The organism is Akkermansiaceae bacterium (assembly GCA_017798145.1).
In the GTDB taxonomy this organism is placed as follows: domain Bacteria; phylum Verrucomicrobiota; class Verrucomicrobiia; order Verrucomicrobiales; family Akkermansiaceae; genus Luteolibacter.
In genome coordinates, this window is record CP059069.1 from 3,545,482 (window position 1) to 3,560,677 (window position 15,196).

Consider the following 15,196-nt stretch of genomic DNA (forward strand, 5'->3'; position numbering starts at 1 on the left):
TGTTTGGTGTTGTTAGGAGTAATCACATGAACATCTTTTTCCGGGGATGGCAAGGAAAATGTTCGGATGAACATTTTTTGGGGATCGCCTAGCCCAGATCGCGCACAAACGGCATGGCCGCGCGGAAGATATCCGCCCCTCAGTCCAGCGCTTTGGCGAAGGCGGCGATGATGGTGTCAACCGGCTCGAGTCCGACGGAGATGCGGAGGAGGTTGGTGGGGACGCCACAGTCCTCGGTCCAGCCGAGTTCCTCGTAGTGGGCGAGGAGGGTGTAGGGGCAGACGAGGGTGAAGGCGGTGCCGAAGGATGGGCCTTTGGAAAGCTCCAGGGCGTCGTACACCTTGGGTGCCTTTTTCGGGTTTGCGAGGGCGATGGAAAGAAGCCCGCCGTGGCCGCCGTTTTTGCGCATCACCGCCTCGTAGCGCGGGGTGTTGGTGAGGGACGGGTGCCAGATGTTCCCGATGGCGGGGTGATCCTTGAGGAAGGCGACGAGGGCGAGGGCGTTCGCGTTGATGGCCTTGTTGCGCTTTGCGTAGCCCTTGAGGTTGGAGAGCAGCACCTCGGCATCGGCAATGTAGAGCGGGGCGCACTCGGCGGCGTCTGTGGAAATGGACTCCGTGAGAACCTCGGCCAACGGGGAATCGGCGGAAACGGTGGCGGCGCCAGCCATGACATCGCCGGCCCCGGAGACCCATTTCGTGAGGGAGGAGGTGAGGATGTCCGCAAAGCGGAGGGCGTCCACATTGAGCGGGCCGGTGGCGGAATCGTCGAGCACGAGGGGGGTGCGGGAGAAGCGGCAGGCTTCGTGGACGCGCTTCGCGTCGATGGTGCGGAGCAGGGGGTTGGATGGGATTTCGGCGAAGACTCCCGCGAATTCGCCGGCGCGGATTCGTTGGAGCGCTTCGTCGAAGGACTCGCCCTCGGCCTCGTTGAGATAGACGACGCCGTTGCCGAAGCGTTCCTGGATTTTGAGGGAATCGACGTAAGGGAACTCGAGCTGGAGGGTCTTTTTGCCCTCCCTGAGGCCGGGTAGGGAGCGGAGGGCGGAGAGGGCGGCGGAGATGCCGCTTGAGAAAAGGAAGGTTTTATCGGGGTCACCGCCGTTGAGCTTGGCGATGGCACGTGAGAGGAGGTGGGATTTCGAGCCCAAGCGGAGCTCGCCGTCCAGGTAGTCCTGGGCTTGGCGGGAGGAGACGCCTTCGCCGGAGAAGCGCCAGTATTGGCTGGCGAGGATTTTGGCTTTTGCGGGGAAAATGAGCGCTTGGAAGCCGTTGTAGGAGGTGCTGCGCACGGCGCTCTCGGAATGCCTCTCCAGCCAGCGGTGGGCGCGCTGTGAGGAGAGTTTCGTTGGCAGAACCAGGACGTCCTCGCCATCGGAGGCGAGTTCGGCGCGGGCGTTGTCGATGAGCCGCTCGACGGTGGGATGTTTGAAAAAGCGGGGGTAGCCGGTGCGCAGCCTTCTGATGATTTTTTCACGGCCTTCCTCATAGCCGACGACCGCCTCCCAGGACGGGAGGCAGACGGAGCAGGCATGGGTGGAATCCGGCAGCGGAATGCCGAGATCCTCCTCTTGCCACGCGGGGTTTGCCAGGAGATCGCGCACAGGTGGTAGATGAACCGGGAGGGCGGCTTGGGCAAGCCTGTTTCGCGACTACGGGCACCTCACCTGCCTGCGGCGGCCAGGGCTTCGGCGACGATGAAATCCGTTAGAGGCTGGGATTGGAACCAGTGGGCGCCCATATCGTGGCCGCCGGCGGGGACCGTCTCAAGCATCCATGGGCCTCCCAGTGCCTTGTAACGTTTCATGAGTTCGCCCGAGTTCGCATCCAATGGAACGGTTTTGTCATTGTCGCCATGGATGTGGAAGAGCGGCACCTTCGCTTTCGCCAGCGGGGCGAGCCGGGAGATGGGATTGTGTTCGCCGAGTTTCGCCTCGAGTTCCGCCGCAGTCATGTGGTAGGCACCGGCCGCACGCCCGACGCCCGGGTAGCTGACGATGTTGCAGACCGGATAGATCCCGGCGATGGCGGCCACCGATTGCGGTTTTTCCACCGCCCAGTTGTAGAGCATCAGGCCACCGCGGCTGCGGGCGAGAAGCACGGGTTTTGCGGAGAGCTTCCGTTTCCCTGTCAGGTAGGCGTGGTAATCGTTGTAGGTTTTCCTCCCATCGGGGCTGCCGTAGGACTCGCCGACATCGATGCCGGCGATAGCGATGCCCTTGGCGAGGAAGCGGCTGAACATCCAGACCTCGGCCTTGGAGGGAAGCCCTTCCAAGGTAGGCGCATACCAGACCCATGGGTTGCCAGGGAAGGGTGTTTCCGGGGAAATCAGGAATGCCTCATGGCCATCGAAAACCAGGCTCTCTCCGGGCAGGGGGAGCTGTTTTGTTCCCGGGGCGACTTCACCGGAAAACGCGCAAATCATGGTGGACGCAGAGAACAGGGCTGCGAGAGGGAAGGGCTTCATGGGCTGGATGCTCTTGGGATGCGAGGGGGTGATGTGAGACGCGGAAAGGGGGGCTGTGCGGGGCGTTTTTCTGGCTGCGGGGTGGGTGCCTACGGGTGCGCTTGGTGGACGGTGACCTGCGTGAATGGGATGACCCAGCCGTTCTCGTTGCAGACCTCCACGCAGATGGCCTGGATTTTCCTCTGGAGGGCATTGTAGCGGTGTGCCACGGAGCCGTCGAAATCGGCGAGCACGGTGTAGTCCAGTGAGGATGCGGATGCGGAAGAGAATTCTGTCTTGATTGAGCGTATCGCATCGCGGCCATAGTCACAAAGCAGACTTGCTTTGAGCGCTTCGCTGAAAACCTCCGGGATCGTGGTGGTGCAGTCCGCCTGATGCCGGTAGTCGATGCCAAACACGATGCTGAGCCGGAAGCCTTTGGAGAGGTTTTCCGGGGCGAGCTCCAGGAAGTCTGCGGTGGGATAGGTTTTCATGCTGCCGCCGAGCCTGAGGACAACCACCTGATCCGGCGTTTGGGTGATGGTTTTGCCATAGGTGCCGTCGGAGAGGATCACCCAATCATCTTCTTCTGTGGGGAACCACACCTCTTTCTGGGTGACCGGGCGCGAGATCATGCCCATGACATCGCGGATGGGGATGCGCATCATGCCACCCTTGAGGTTCGGGTTGGTGAATGTGGTGAAAAACCCGAGGGAGGAGACCTTCCATGGCAGGCCTTGGTAGATGACGCGCTCGCCCTCGCGGACGGAGCCGAGGTTGAGGATCATGCGGATCTGTTCAAGGTAGGGCGGGATTGCGGTTTTTCCCGCCCATGCCACGCCGATGAGGAAAATGACGACGAGGGTGAGCAGCAGCCAGTCGCCACGTGCATAGAACGCGAGGATCACTGCGGCGAGTGCCACGAGGCCGGCGGTGGCTGCCGCGAGGACATCGGAAAGGCGGCTGGTGAAGTTGTTGGCATCCTTTTTGTGGACGGGGCTGATGCGCCGTATCCATGAGTAGATTTTCCGGGTGGCGAGGAAGCCGGACACCCCTGCCAAGAGGGCGATGAGCAGGTTCATTCCCCTGCTCTTGAAAAATTGGCTCAGACCCGTGGAAAGGGTTTCCCAGAGCGAGCGCTGCTCGCGGGTTCGGTTCTCGATCTGGACTTTGCTGACGGCGATCTGGCTGAGAGCCTCCGCCTGGCGGCTGGCCCAGAGGGCGCGGGCGGACTTTAGCTCGGAGGACAGCACCTCGCTGCTGCTGTTTTGGATGAGGGAGTCGATCCGTGCCAGCACGGTGTCCGCCTTGTTTTTCCTATCCTGCCATTTTGCGTTGAGTTTGCGCAGCGCATCCAGCTCGCGGGGTTTTGAGGTGGCATCCCGGATTTCGCTCAGCACCGGTTGCACCAGTTCGCTGATCTGCTCCTGGATGCCCGTACCGGCAGCCGGCTCGCCCTCGTATTCCGCCGCCTCCGAGCCTCCCACGATGTCCCTGAAATTGTCGCGAAGCTGGCCGACCCTCTCGCGCTCGGCATCGATGCGGGACTGGATTTCCTGGCGCGCATCCTCCGTGTCCGCGGCCTTGATCTCCTCCTGGAGCTTGTTCAGCTCGGCGAGCGCGGCGGATAGGGGTTCCGCGATGGTCTTGAGCGATCCGAGGCTCCTCTTGGTCGCTGCGGGCTTGGCGGCTTCACCGGACTGGGTTTCCTGGGCATGGACGGAACCGGATGCCGCCAGGGCAAAGGCAAGAACTAGATACCATCGCATGCCACGAGCATGGCCCGATATCCGGGTGCGTGCAACGCGGAGTTTCCCGGTGTTGGTCAGAGCAGGTTTTGCGGGAGGATCTCGGAGAGTTTCTTGATGGCATCCGCCTGGTGGCGGTTGGCGATGAGCAGGGAGTCCCCGGTTTTCACGACGATGAGATCATCGACGCCGAGCAGTGCGATGTGGATGTCCGGGGTTGCGTTGAAAACGATGTTGTTTTGGGAGTCGATCTGGGAGACGGCGCAGTTGGTGCGGTTGTCGCCGTCCTTTTCCTGGAGGTATTTTGCGATGGAGACCCATGAGCCGACATCGTCCCAATCGAAGGTGGCCTCGATGTTGAGCACGCGGTCGGCGTTTTCCATGAGCGCGTAGTCGATGGAGATGGGGGTGAGCGCGGGGAACTGGGCGGAGACGGTTGCGGATAGATCGGAACTCCTGCGCAGCTCGGAAACGAAGTCCGCCAGCTCCGGCGAGTGTGCGGCGAGCTGCCCGATGACGGTGGGCAATGACCAAACGAACATCCCTGCATTCCAGGAAAATCCGCCTGACTCGAGGAACTGGGCGGCCAGCTCGGGGTTGGGTTTTTCGCGGAAGCGTTTCACCTCATACGGCGGGTGCTGGCCGGTGAACCCGGCGATTACGGCTTTGCCGCCGCGCTCGATGTAACCGTACGACGGGCACGGCCAGGTGGGGCGTATGCCGATGGTTACAAGGCCATCGGAGCCGGCGGCGATGGCGAGCGCATCACGCATCACGGACTGGTAGGCGGCGGTGTCGGTGATGAGCTGGTCTGCCGGCAGCACCATCATCACGGCTTCCGGGTTTCGCGCGGCGACGATGCCAATGCCGAGGGCGACGGCGGGTGCGGTGTCGCGCTTGGCGGGCTCCGCGTAAATGTTTTCCGCAGGCAGCATGGGTACGGCGGCGCGGACGGCATCGACTTGCAGCGAGTTGGTGAGGATGAGTATGTTTTCAAACGGCACAAGCCCTTCGAGGCGCGTGACCGTTTGTTCGAGGAGTGTGCCGGTGCCGAAAAGATCCAGCAGTTGCTTGGGCTTGTCGTTGCGGCTCAGGGGCCAGAAACGGGTGCCGGAGCCGCCGGCGAGGATGAGTGCGTAGGTGTTTTCCGGAGAGGTCATGCGGGCGGAGGCTAGCGGAAGCTGCGGGATGGGAAAGCCACAATTCCAGGGCACATGCTTTTACGAGTTGTCGTCCGTGAAAGGGATGGCTATGATGGCGGCATGGCAGATGCGCACATAGATACGACCCCGGTATGGGTGGAAGGCAGCGCCCTGGCGGCTCCGGTGATCCTTGGGGCGGCAACAGGGCTTTTGGTGGGCAACCTCATGAACTCCGGCGCAAGGCGGGGTCTTGGCGTCGGCCTCGGAATCCTTGGCCTCGCGGCGCTGCTGCCCTTTGCGGCGGATGGTGTCGCCGCCCTCATCACCGGGCCGCGCAGCAAATTCGGGGTGCGCCGCAAGATCCAGAAAATCCGCGATATCGGAATCGGCTCCCCCTTTCACGATGAGGTGGACGAGGAGCTGCGCGAGCGCGGCGTGATCTGATATCGCCCGGGTGACAGAAAGTCCCGGTGCGACGTTTTTGTCACAATCCGTTGTGACAATCCCTGCTTTCCTGCGCTGGGTTGCATTCGCGGAGCACTCATTATCAACGGGTTGGGTCTTAGGTATGGAGTATGCTATGGCATACGTACCTGGATTCCAAGCAGTTGGCCTTTCCGCGAAATCAAAAATAACCAGACGAAAATGGGAATAAAAGACCTCCCTGCGACGTTTACTAGGTAGATACTAACCACTGATAAACCATGTCCTACGAATCCGACTCCAGCCTGAAGCTCTATTTGCGCGAAATTTCCAAGACTCCGCTCCTGACCATCGAGGAGGAAATCGAGCTTGCCGAGCGCATCAAGGATGGCGATGGCGAAGCCCGCGCCCACATGATCCGAGCGAACCTGCGCCTGGTCGTGAAAATCGCTCAGGACTACTCGAACTACGGCCTGCCCGTCATGGACCTAATCTCCGAAGGCAACATCGGCCTGATGAAGGCGGTGGAGCGTTTCGACCCTGAAAAAGGCGGAAAGCTTTCGACCTATGCCGCATGGTGGATCAAGCAATCCATCAAGCGCGCCCTGGCCAACCAATCCAAAACGATACGCCTGCCCGTCCACATGGTGGACAAGATCGCGAAAATGCGCCGCATTTCCTCGATGCTTGCGGAAGCCCTCGGCCGCGAGCCGACCGATGAGGAGCTTGCCGAGGAGGTGGGTCTCCCGCGCCGCAAGATGGCCATGCTCAAGCAGGCATCGCAGCGCCCCACATCCCTGGACGCCCCGATCAATGACGGGGAATCCACGGCCTACGGCGAAATCATCAGCGACGAGCGCGCCGAGAATCCCCTCGATATGCTCGCCGACAAGAACCTTCACGGCGAAATCGACGGCCTGCTCTCCATCCTCGACGAGCGCGAGCGCCGCATCATCGACGAACGCTTCGGCCTCAATGGCAAGAAGCCGCTGACCCTCGAGGAGGTGGGGCGTGAGTTCGGTGTGACCCGCGAGCGTATCCGGCAGCTCCAGAATTCCGCGCTCACCAAGATGCGTCGCGCCCTGCGCAAGAAGGAAAAGCCGGCTCCCAAGCCGGTCACTGGCCTTGCCTGAGTCTCTTACCATCCGAGAAAGGTCGCAGGATTCGTCCTGCGGCCTTTTTCCGTTTTGTCCCTAAAGCCCTGTGCTCTCGATGAGGGCGCGGAGCTGTTTCTGGAATTCCTGGATGTCCTCATTGCTGGGCTGGTAGCCGGGGGTGTTCGGATCGAGGCTGGGGCGTCCGGTCTGATCCAGCATCCAGATCGCCGTCTCCCCGTCCGAGAACTCCGCCCTGCCGCTCACGATGGCTCCCGGAATGGCCACGTTGTCCATGGTGACGGTGACCTTTCCGGTTGGAATGGCCGCAGCCATGGCGGGCTGGGCTTCTTCCTTTTTCTCCTCCAGCAGCTCGATGCCCAGATCGAGCACCAGGAAACGGGTGTCCATGTAAGTCACGGAAATCCCGAACTCCTCCCTCATCCTAAGCTGTATGGCCGGCAGCTGCGCGCCTTCCGCAGCCCATGCGCGGATTGAGGCGACCTGATCTTCCGAGAGTTGCTTGGTGCTGAACATGCGCCGATTCTGCCGAACATTCCGGCTTTGCCCAGACTAATGAGCATGGCGTCCCCACGAAAAAACCGCCGCCCCCACGGACGACGGTTTTTACCGAAACACAACAGACGGATTACTACGAAAATCAATATTTCACGCCGCAGCCATAGGGCTCGTTCTTGGCGTTGGCCACTTCCTTGCCTGCGAGGACGGCGTCAAGCGCATTGGCGAAAAGCGGATCCGCGCCTTCGATGTCTGCGGCGTTGGTGGATGGCTTTGAGTCGATCGCGCCCGAGTAGGCGAGGGTGCCGTCCTTGGCGACGATCATCATGTGCGGGGTGACCTTTGCTCCATAGGCCTTGCCTACGGCACCATCGGCATCCACCAGGACCTGGGTGGCCTTGCTGCCTTCCGCATCGATTTTTTCAGCGAGCTTGGAGGCTTCCATGTAGCCTTGCTTGCCCTCGGCGGAGGAGTTCACCGTGATCCAAACGACATCCTTGCTGGTGTAGTCGGATTGGAGCTTCTGCATGTTCTTCGATGAATAATGTTTCACCACGAACGGGCAACCGAAGTTGAGCCATTCCAATACCACGACTTTGCCCTTGTAGTCCGAGAGGCTGACCTTCTCGTTCTTGACGTTGGTCGCCGTGAAGGCCGGCGCTTCCTTGCCGATTTCAGCGGCATGGCTGAATGCAAGGCTGAATGCTGCTGCGATGGTGGCTGTGATGGAGTATTTCATTGTTTTGGGAAGTTTGTTTTACAGGGACAATAAATCAGCGTCCCCAGCGAAGCGTCCTGTCTCGAAAAATTCGTTTTTTCCGGAAAATGATTTCCGGGCGGCGGACACTCCCGGTTTCTTCAGCGGATGAAGGTGCAGAGCAGTCCGATCGCGGCCTTGATTGAGGCAAGCGATGCGGTTTCCTCCGCAGTGTGGTAGCCGGTCGTGGGGATCTGGAGGGTGGTGCCGTTGATCTGCCCGCCGCTGGCCGCCACCAGCCTGCCGAGCTCCGTTCTACCCAGCGATGAGGGTTTTTCACGCAGAAGGTTCTGCTGCTCGATCCACTCGTCCTTGAAGGTGTGGGAGATGCCCAGCACATCGCAGCGGTTCGCGATCTCCTCGGTGAACCTGGGGTCGAACTCCGCGGACGCGTCCTTGCGGCGGAGCACCAGATCCTGCGCGGCCGCTGCCTCAGGCGTAGGGTAGGGGCTGGTGTCCAGCACCAGGAGGCGGTTGGTGAAAATACCCTCCCTCTGCAGCCAGGCCAGCGCATAGCGCCAGCTCCTGCCAGCCTCTTCCTGCGCCGTGAACAACGCAGTGCCCTTGAACCCGATGCGGTAGAGATAGATGATGAGCGCCACGCTCACGACGTTGTCGAGCTGCGCGGAGATATGGCTCTCCGAGAGGCTGAGCCGATCCAGGAAGGCCACCGGCGTGCCCGGCTCCAGGTAGTCGAGTCCGTCGAGCTCGAAGATCAGGTTCGAGCGCTTCGGGCACAGATAGCCGGAGGAAATCGTGCCCTGGCCGATGTAGGTGCCGGTGTAGGGCAAGTGCGCCTGCACCCGCTGGCCGGTGAAACGGTCCGCGATGGTCGCCACCATCTGCTCGGATACGGAATCCCCCGTCAGCTCCCCCCGGTTCCCGGCGATGAACGCCGCATACTGGAACTCGTTCGGGCCTGTGCAAACGAGGCCGTTCCTGTCGATGTGCGCGGAGAGGATCACGCTATCCGGATCGCTTCCGCGGGCCACGAGGATCCCGCTGTGGCGCTCCACCGAGATGTCGATTTCCTCAAGTTCCCGCCGCAGCACCCGGAAAAAGGAATCCTCCGCGCCCACCACGGAAGGCTCCCGGATCAGGTGGCGCAGAGTGATGAGGAACGCGGAGAGGTCGGCGGTTGGCGAGGGATGCATCTCTGTGCGGGGATCTTTAGCAGGAAATGCGCCGCACCATGCAGGGAAAAATATTCCTCAATCCTCCCCAACCGTCCATGCCGTCCCGTCCTGGGACAGCAGAAGCAACGCGAACTTGCCCGCACTCCCTTCGAGATACTCGCTTTTCTTCGCGGTGGCTTCCCATGTGTTTTTGGCTCCCTTGTGCGGCCCGAAGCTGGGCTTGGATCCCGGGTCGATGACGTTCCGGGTGATGGGAAAGAGCTCGCAGCTTGTGGGGTCGAGGGGATGCCCCGGTGGCAGGGTGAGGAGGATGGAGATGTCATCCGCCGAGTTCCGGGCAACGAGCGAGGAACCCTCCAGCTTCCTTGGGAGCCTTTGGTGGGCGGCATCGACCAAAGCCTTGTCCGGTGCAATGGCAAGCTTGAGCGTTTGCTCTCCGGGGATGCAGCTTTCGTCATTGCAGGCGAGCCATGACAGCGTGGCACTCATGGCAGGCAGGGCACCTGAAAATCCGGCTGGAGGTGTGATCGTGAGCGCCAGGTCGATTTTCCCCTCGTATCCAAAACCGGGCAAATCACCCGTCATGAAACGCTTCGGCGCTGGATGCTGGATTTCCCCGGCAGACCAGCCTTCGGGCAGCGCTGCCTGGAAGGCAATCGGCATTCCGCCCTCGCCCGGATTGACCCAATATGTGTGCCAGCCCTCATCCACGGTCATGCGGATGACGGTGCGGACGGGGGAACCAGCGGTAACATCGCTTTTCTCCGCATGCCAAACCGCGCTGGCATGGCCACCGCCACGGGCACCGGCAATTGGAATCAGGAGCGCGACCAGGAGAGGGATCTGTTTCATGGATCTCACCATGAAGGAGGATGCCGCCCCGCGCAAGCGGTCGCACAAACAAAGCCATCTCGGAAATCATCAAAACTCCGCTTGCCGTGCCCCGCCGCTTTTGCTTCCCTTCCCCCCTCGCACAAGCCATGCGCCGCTGTAGCTCAGGGGTAGAGCAGCTCATTCGTAATGAGCAGGTCGTCGGTTCAAATCCGACCAGCGGCTCCACTTATTTTACGGGATTTTCCTTATGTCTCATAAGGTTTTCCGCTCAGGGCACTCAGAGAGGCTATTCTGTGGGTTTACGCCGGAATCCGCCGAAATCCGACAAAACGGTGCATTTTTGGCAACTGTTTTGGCAACTATTTTAGGTTTCTTAATGAATTGGGGATTTTGATTTCGTCCGATAATTCGTTTGGCATTGTCTTTAGTGGGAGCCGACCCTTGGAGAAATCGTGCGCATGGCCTTGATGATGATCGACCGAGCGGGGATTCACCAACGCTGCTTGCGCTGCTCAATCCAGCAGCTTTTCGAGGTCGGCCAAGAGGGCGTTGACCAACGATGCGCCGCGTAAGCCGGGTTTGGCTTGCATGGCATGAACGCGTCCTGCTTGGGCCAGCGCTGCGGTGCAGTCATAGAGAGCGTCACGCAGTTTCGCAGCTTGGAAGTGCTCGGATGTGTCGTCGAGGCCCGGCTTGCCAATGGTTTCGGCGAAGTGGGTGACGACAGAGAACAGCGGCATCCAATCGACCCACACGGGGAAACCGGCAGCGTCCTCGGTGGCGGGGCAGAGCAGCTCCTGCCAACTCTCGCGACGGGGGACAGAGAAGTGTTTTTCCCTGCCGATGCGTATCGATGCCACCTGTCCGGACTCGGCCATCTCGTTGAGGATCTGTTGGATGGATTTGGAGAAGTAGCCGGTGGAGCGGGCGATGGCGGCGGGGTGGCCCGATTCGTGGGTCAAGAGCCATGCCATGATCTCCGCGCGGGCGTTCACGCCGAGCAGCGCGCGCAAGGTGAAGATCAGGTTCTGTCGGTTCTGAGGATCGGGAGCTTGGCTCATCCCGCGGAGATCGAGAGCCCCGCGCATCAGACCGTGTTTGGAAAAGGTGGGATCCGCATCCATGGAATTGGAAATGGGTTTCCCATCCTTCCCGATGAAGAAGCCTTCCGGCTCGGAGGCTTCCACAGATTCATCGACGAGCACACGCCACTTGCGGTGCGCGACTTGGCGACCGATGACTTCAGCGATGGCAGCAAGCACGCGGGGATCGGCAACCCCCGGCCAGTTCTTGTTGAGTCCCTGCAGGCGTTGCAGGCTGATGCGGTTGCCGAATTTCACCAGCCAGTCGACAGCCTCGTCCATCAGGCGTGAGTCGTGCCGACCGAAGCGGGTCGTGGCCAGGATGAGGGCTTCGGGGTCGATGATGCGCTTGTCATCCGGGCGTGCGTATCCGGCGGCACCTATGGAGGACCATTGGTGCCAGAGCAGGTCGATCATCTTCCGGGTGATCTGACTAAGTGAATGTTGGAATGAGGTCGGCATGTCCGAGTTCCTGGAGCAGGGGATGAAGTTTGTGATGGCTGGAGGTGCCGTGAAGGTGCTGGAGTATCCAACGAAGTGATCCCTCCGTCTCTGCGCGGTTTGGGCTGAGAGAAAGCAGGTCCTCAATGTCGCGGCGCTGGTCGCGGCCGAGAGCTGCGCTGAGTTTGAGGAGTATCAGGCCAGGTCTGCCGATGAAGCTGACCTTGAGGGTCTGACCGTATTCGCGGGTGTCGATGTCTTGCCAGAAACTGGTGGGAAGCAGGGAAAGGTCGAAACCATGGAGCGAAGCAGCTCCGTTGAGCCAATCCGAGTCGAGGCGCAATTCTACAGCGACTTTCGCAGCCGCATCTTTCACGGGTGCTGGCAGCGGGTAGGCGCTAATGACATTGCCCTCCCATTCTCGCAATGCCATGACGTCAACGTCCTTGGTTGGGCGGGTGCTCAGGCGCTGAGCGATCAGGGCGCTGCCACCACCAACGACCAACCAAACGGGTGCAGATCTCCCATCAGCGAGGAATTCGCCAAGGAGATTGAGCGCGCGCGTGAGATTGTCCTCGTTCATGGGAATACTGTCTACACATCCAATAAGGATGTTTCAACGATATTCTAAAAAAGTGCCTCCGTGCAGCGCATTTTGCGTGGGGTGGTCGTGAATTCCACTCAATTTCACTCACCTTATTCACCACAAAATTGGTTGGAATGCGTGGAATGAGCCAAATGCTCGGAAAATGGCCGTTGAGGGTCAACGAGTTACGCGTTTATGACCCCTTCGTAAGGGGTAGATCGTCGGTTCAAATCCGACCAGCGGCTCCATTGGTTTCCCAAGGAAATAACCTTATTCGAAGGGAATTAGCCCACATGAGCGCAGAGAACTTATTCCGTGGGTTTCCGCTCGATTCCGTCAGAATCCGGGAAAACGGTGCGTTTTTGGCAACCGTTTTGGCAACCGTTTAAGGTTTCTTAACTATTTCTCTGCCTGACTTTCTGCGGAAGGCGGCTGACGATTAACAAATGAGCAAGTCTCCTGCAAAGAATGAGACCTCCGGCTACCCGGAGTATGGGGTCAATTCCGGGATCATCCGTGGGTTCTTCGATCCGCCTAGCCTTCCATCTCATCGACCCGGGGCCGCGTTGACTGCTCCAATCCGGTTTGCCAATACAGAGTTGATCGCGATCGCCGACTTTCAACACGCCGAACTGATCGGAGCCCAGCACAGCACCAACCTGGCTGGCTTGGAGAACGACCAACTCAAGACCCACGACCTGCAAGGATTGCTCGACATATCTGAGATCATGGAGATGAACCTGCAGGCGACGGAAGGGTGATGCCTCCTACAACCCCGATGGAAGACTCACCTTCCGTTCACTCCCGGCAGAACGGGCACCTTCGCACCGCCCTGGCACTTCCCGCTGCCTGAGCTGCTGCCAATCAGGCGACCCGAGGCATCGCGCCGTGTGCCGCTGAATGATCCCGAGGGGCTGCCGTTGGTCGTCTGGTTGCCGGTCAGTCGCCCTGATGCGTCACGATACTGCGTGCTGCTGCCAAACCCGGAGTTTCTGCTGGTGTTGGCGCTTCCGGCCAGACGTCCGCTCGCGTCCCGGTAAGTGGTGCGCGACGAACCGGACGAGGAACCCTGGGTCGAGGCGGATCCGGTCAACCGGCCGCTGGCGTCGCGGTAAGTGGTTTGTGAGCTTCCACCGGAGTTCGGCCGGGTGGTGGCGGTGCCAATGATCCGCCCCGAGGCATCCCGGATTGTGGACCGCACCGTCCCACCCGACTGGCTCTGGCGGTCGATGGTCTGGACGATCCGCCCGGAGGAATCGCGAACCACCTCCCGGCAGGTCTGGGCGGGGGACGTTGTGGAGAGGACTAGGACGAACAGGAAGCGGAATAGGAATGTCTTCATGGGGGAGTGGGACGGTGCGGACCGCAGATTCATTCAAAATCCCAAAAGGCTGACCCAAAATTTGTCCCACCCCCTTTGGTAGAAACTGTATTCTTCAAAACGAAACCTCTCCATCGCATGACCCTTGATGAATTCTCCCGCTTGATCTTCCTCAACTCCCATCCCGTGATTCTCGTGGAAGGCCGCAGATCCATCACGGAATCCGCCATGCAGTCAGCCCAAAGGCTGACCGCCGCAATGGCCGGTCGCTTTCCCGACCTGCGCTTCCGCTCGGGCAATGCCTCCGGCGCCGACGAGGCCTTTTCCTCCGGCGTCATCGCCACCGCTCCCGGGCGGCTCGAAATCATCGCCCCTTACGCCAGCCACCGGAAACGCCAACGCCACCCGCTCGTCCAGTACGATTCCCCGGAATCGCTTGAGCCCGCCAACCTCGAATCCATCAAGACCCTCACCGCCGCCGCCACCCCTTCCAACCGCGGCCTGATGAAATGCTACGGGCGCGGCGGCCGGGCCGGCGCACAAGCTGCCTGCCTGATCCGTGACACCCTCAAGGTCACCGGCATCCCCGGTCGCCTCACTCCTCCCGTCGCCGCGCTCTTTTGGGTCGATCCCAACGACCCCGAGGCCGGCGGCACCGGCCACACGATCCGCGTCTGCCACAGCAACGGAGTCCCCACCATCTTCCAGAATCACTGGGAGAGCTGGCTTGAATCCATATAGCTCGCGGCTGTCCGGCTACCGTTCTGCGCCCGGTTTTGAAAATTTCCAACAGCATGCCCCCAAATTTGTCCCACCCCTCCGCATAGGGTTCAATCCCAAGAACTCCGTACCACCGACCCTGCCATGGATACCTTCGCCCCCGGCGACCGCGTCGTCGCCATCAACACGGACCTGTCCGCTCCCATCTGCGGGCCTCCGAATCCTGAGACCCACCAGTTCCGTTTCCCCGACGGCCCGCTGCGCAGGGACGTGATTTACCACGTCAAATCGGTTCATTCCTCAAGGGACGGCAACCAAGGTCTCCACATCACCGGCCTCCGCGTCCAATGGGGTTCCAATGGTGAGATTCCATGGAACTCCAGCCGCTTCCGCAAGGTGGAAACCCTGCACACCCAAGCGCCGAAGAAACGCCGGCTAAAAGTTCTAGAGCCCATTCTCCTCGCGACCCCTTGACCCCCGACACTAATCCAACCATGCCCTCCTCAGCCGCAACCCCCGCGAATGCACCGAGGAAGAGGACAGCCCCGGTTGCATCCGCCACACCTCCATCCACAAGGCCAAGGGACTCGACTCCAAGGCCGTCATCCTCATCGGCATGCCGCCACACGAAAAACTCGCCACCGCCTACGACCACTTCTCCTGGTTCATGGCCGTCAGCCGCGCCCGGCAGTCGCTGGCGATTTTGGAAAATGGCGGACTTTGTTCAGAGGGGAGTTCGACATGACCCCGTAAATGCCCCACCCCTGCTGCTAGGGTTCGGTCATAACAGTTTCCACCAAACCAGTATGCACGCCCAAGATAGACCCCATCCCTTCGCCCCGGGCGACCGAGTCGTCGCGATCGACACCCGGCAAGGCCCCTTGTTGTGGGAAGACCCGCGCGACAAGAACCTGATCACCACTCCCGACGGCCCTCCCCGTAAGGGCG

Annotated in this window: 16 protein-coding genes and 2 tRNA genes; 7 read left to right on the plus strand and 11 right to left on the minus strand. The window is 60.7% G+C overall.

Annotated elements, in window-relative coordinates; translation table 11 throughout:
- Window positions 1–139: 139 nt before the first annotated feature.
- The 4 genes from HZ994_15195 to HZ994_15210 all read right to left on the minus strand — a co-directional run bounded on the left by HZ994_15195 (window position 140) and on the right by HZ994_15210 (window position 5,353).
- Window positions 140–1,603: a PLP-dependent transferase gene (locus tag HZ994_15195; protein QTN33597.1), complete on the minus strand. Its 1,464-nt coding sequence runs from the start codon at window positions 1,601–1,603 to the stop codon at window positions 140–142.
- Between the two features lie 59 nt (window positions 1,604–1,662).
- On the minus strand, window positions 1,663–2,466 hold the full coding sequence (locus tag HZ994_15200) for a prolyl oligopeptidase family serine peptidase (GenBank protein ID QTN33598.1): 804 nt from the start codon (window positions 2,464–2,466) through the stop codon (window positions 1,663–1,665).
- Between the two features lie 89 nt (window positions 2,467–2,555).
- Window positions 2,556–4,214, minus strand: coding sequence for a hypothetical protein (locus HZ994_15205; protein QTN33599.1), 1,659 nt, complete (start codon window positions 4,212–4,214; stop codon window positions 2,556–2,558).
- 56 nt (window positions 4,215–4,270) lie between these two features.
- Entirely contained in the window at window positions 4,271–5,353 is a 1,083-nt protein-coding gene (locus tag HZ994_15210; GenBank protein QTN33600.1) for an NTP transferase domain-containing protein, read from the minus strand.
- A gap of 54 nt (window positions 5,354–5,407) precedes the next feature.
- Between HZ994_15210 and HZ994_15215 the strand changes: the two genes are divergently transcribed.
- Window positions 5,408–5,779, plus strand: a complete 372-nt coding sequence (locus tag HZ994_15215) for a hypothetical protein (GenBank protein QTN33601.1) — start codon at window positions 5,408–5,410, stop codon at window positions 5,777–5,779.
- Window positions 5,780–6,039: 260 nt separating this feature from the next.
- Window positions 6,040–6,891, plus strand: coding sequence for an RNA polymerase sigma factor RpoD/SigA (locus tag HZ994_15220; GenBank protein ID QTN33602.1), 852 nt, complete (start codon window positions 6,040–6,042; stop codon window positions 6,889–6,891).
- 60 nt (window positions 6,892–6,951) lie between these two features.
- Here the strand turns inward: HZ994_15220 and HZ994_15225 are convergent, their stop codons facing one another.
- The 4 genes from HZ994_15225 to HZ994_15240 all read right to left on the minus strand — a co-directional run bounded on the left by HZ994_15225 (window position 6,952) and on the right by HZ994_15240 (window position 10,116).
- Window positions 6,952–7,389 (minus strand): hypothetical protein, encoded by a 438-nt coding sequence (locus HZ994_15225; GenBank protein ID QTN33603.1) that lies wholly within the window; start codon window positions 7,387–7,389, stop codon window positions 6,952–6,954.
- Between the two features lie 124 nt (window positions 7,390–7,513).
- A complete protein-coding gene (locus tag HZ994_15230) occupies window positions 7,514–8,110 on the minus strand; it encodes a redoxin domain-containing protein (protein ID QTN33604.1) in 597 nt (198 codons plus the stop codon).
- Window positions 8,111–8,229: 119 nt separating this feature from the next.
- A complete protein-coding gene (locus tag HZ994_15235) occupies window positions 8,230–9,282 on the minus strand; it encodes a peptidase M42 (protein QTN33605.1) in 1,053 nt (350 codons plus the stop codon).
- A gap of 57 nt (window positions 9,283–9,339) precedes the next feature.
- Window positions 9,340–10,116, minus strand: coding sequence for a hypothetical protein (locus HZ994_15240; protein QTN33606.1), 777 nt, complete (start codon window positions 10,114–10,116; stop codon window positions 9,340–9,342).
- Between the two features lie 132 nt (window positions 10,117–10,248).
- Here HZ994_15240 and HZ994_15245 point away from each other — a divergent pair.
- Window positions 10,249–10,323: transfer RNA gene (locus HZ994_15245), tRNA-Thr, on the plus strand.
- Between the two features lie 287 nt (window positions 10,324–10,610).
- Here HZ994_15245 and HZ994_15250 read toward each other — a convergent pair.
- Window positions 10,611–11,597 carry a hypothetical protein gene (locus tag HZ994_15250; protein QTN33607.1) on the minus strand — a complete coding sequence of 329 codons (987 nt, stop codon included), beginning with the start codon at window positions 11,595–11,597 and terminating at the stop codon, window positions 10,611–10,613.
- Window positions 11,598–11,613: 16 nt separating this feature from the next.
- Window positions 11,614–12,204, minus strand: a complete 591-nt coding sequence (locus tag HZ994_15255) for a hypothetical protein (protein ID QTN33608.1) — start codon at window positions 12,202–12,204, stop codon at window positions 11,614–11,616.
- A 169-nt stretch (window positions 12,205–12,373) separates the two neighbouring features.
- On the opposite strand from HZ994_15255, the gene HZ994_15260 reads away from it, so the two are divergent.
- Window positions 12,374–12,455: transfer RNA gene (locus HZ994_15260), tRNA-Thr, on the plus strand.
- A 198-nt stretch (window positions 12,456–12,653) separates the two neighbouring features.
- Window positions 12,654–12,968 carry a hypothetical protein gene (locus HZ994_15265; GenBank protein ID QTN33609.1) on the plus strand — a complete coding sequence of 105 codons (315 nt, stop codon included), beginning with the start codon at window positions 12,654–12,656 and terminating at the stop codon, window positions 12,966–12,968.
- A 26-nt stretch (window positions 12,969–12,994) separates the two neighbouring features.
- Here HZ994_15265 and HZ994_15270 read toward each other — a convergent pair whose 3' ends face one another.
- Complete coding sequence (locus HZ994_15270) at window positions 12,995–13,549, minus strand: hypothetical protein (GenBank protein QTN33610.1); 555 nt, start codon at window positions 13,547–13,549, stop codon at window positions 12,995–12,997.
- Window positions 13,550–13,666: 117 nt separating this feature from the next.
- On the opposite strand from HZ994_15270, the gene HZ994_15275 reads away from it, so the two are divergent.
- Window positions 13,667–14,269, plus strand: coding sequence for a hypothetical protein (locus HZ994_15275; protein ID QTN33611.1), 603 nt, complete (start codon window positions 13,667–13,669; stop codon window positions 14,267–14,269).
- A 123-nt stretch (window positions 14,270–14,392) separates the two neighbouring features.
- Window positions 14,393–14,722, plus strand: coding sequence for a hypothetical protein (locus HZ994_15280; GenBank protein QTN33612.1), 330 nt, complete (start codon window positions 14,393–14,395; stop codon window positions 14,720–14,722).
- Window positions 14,723–15,196 lie beyond the last annotated feature (474 nt).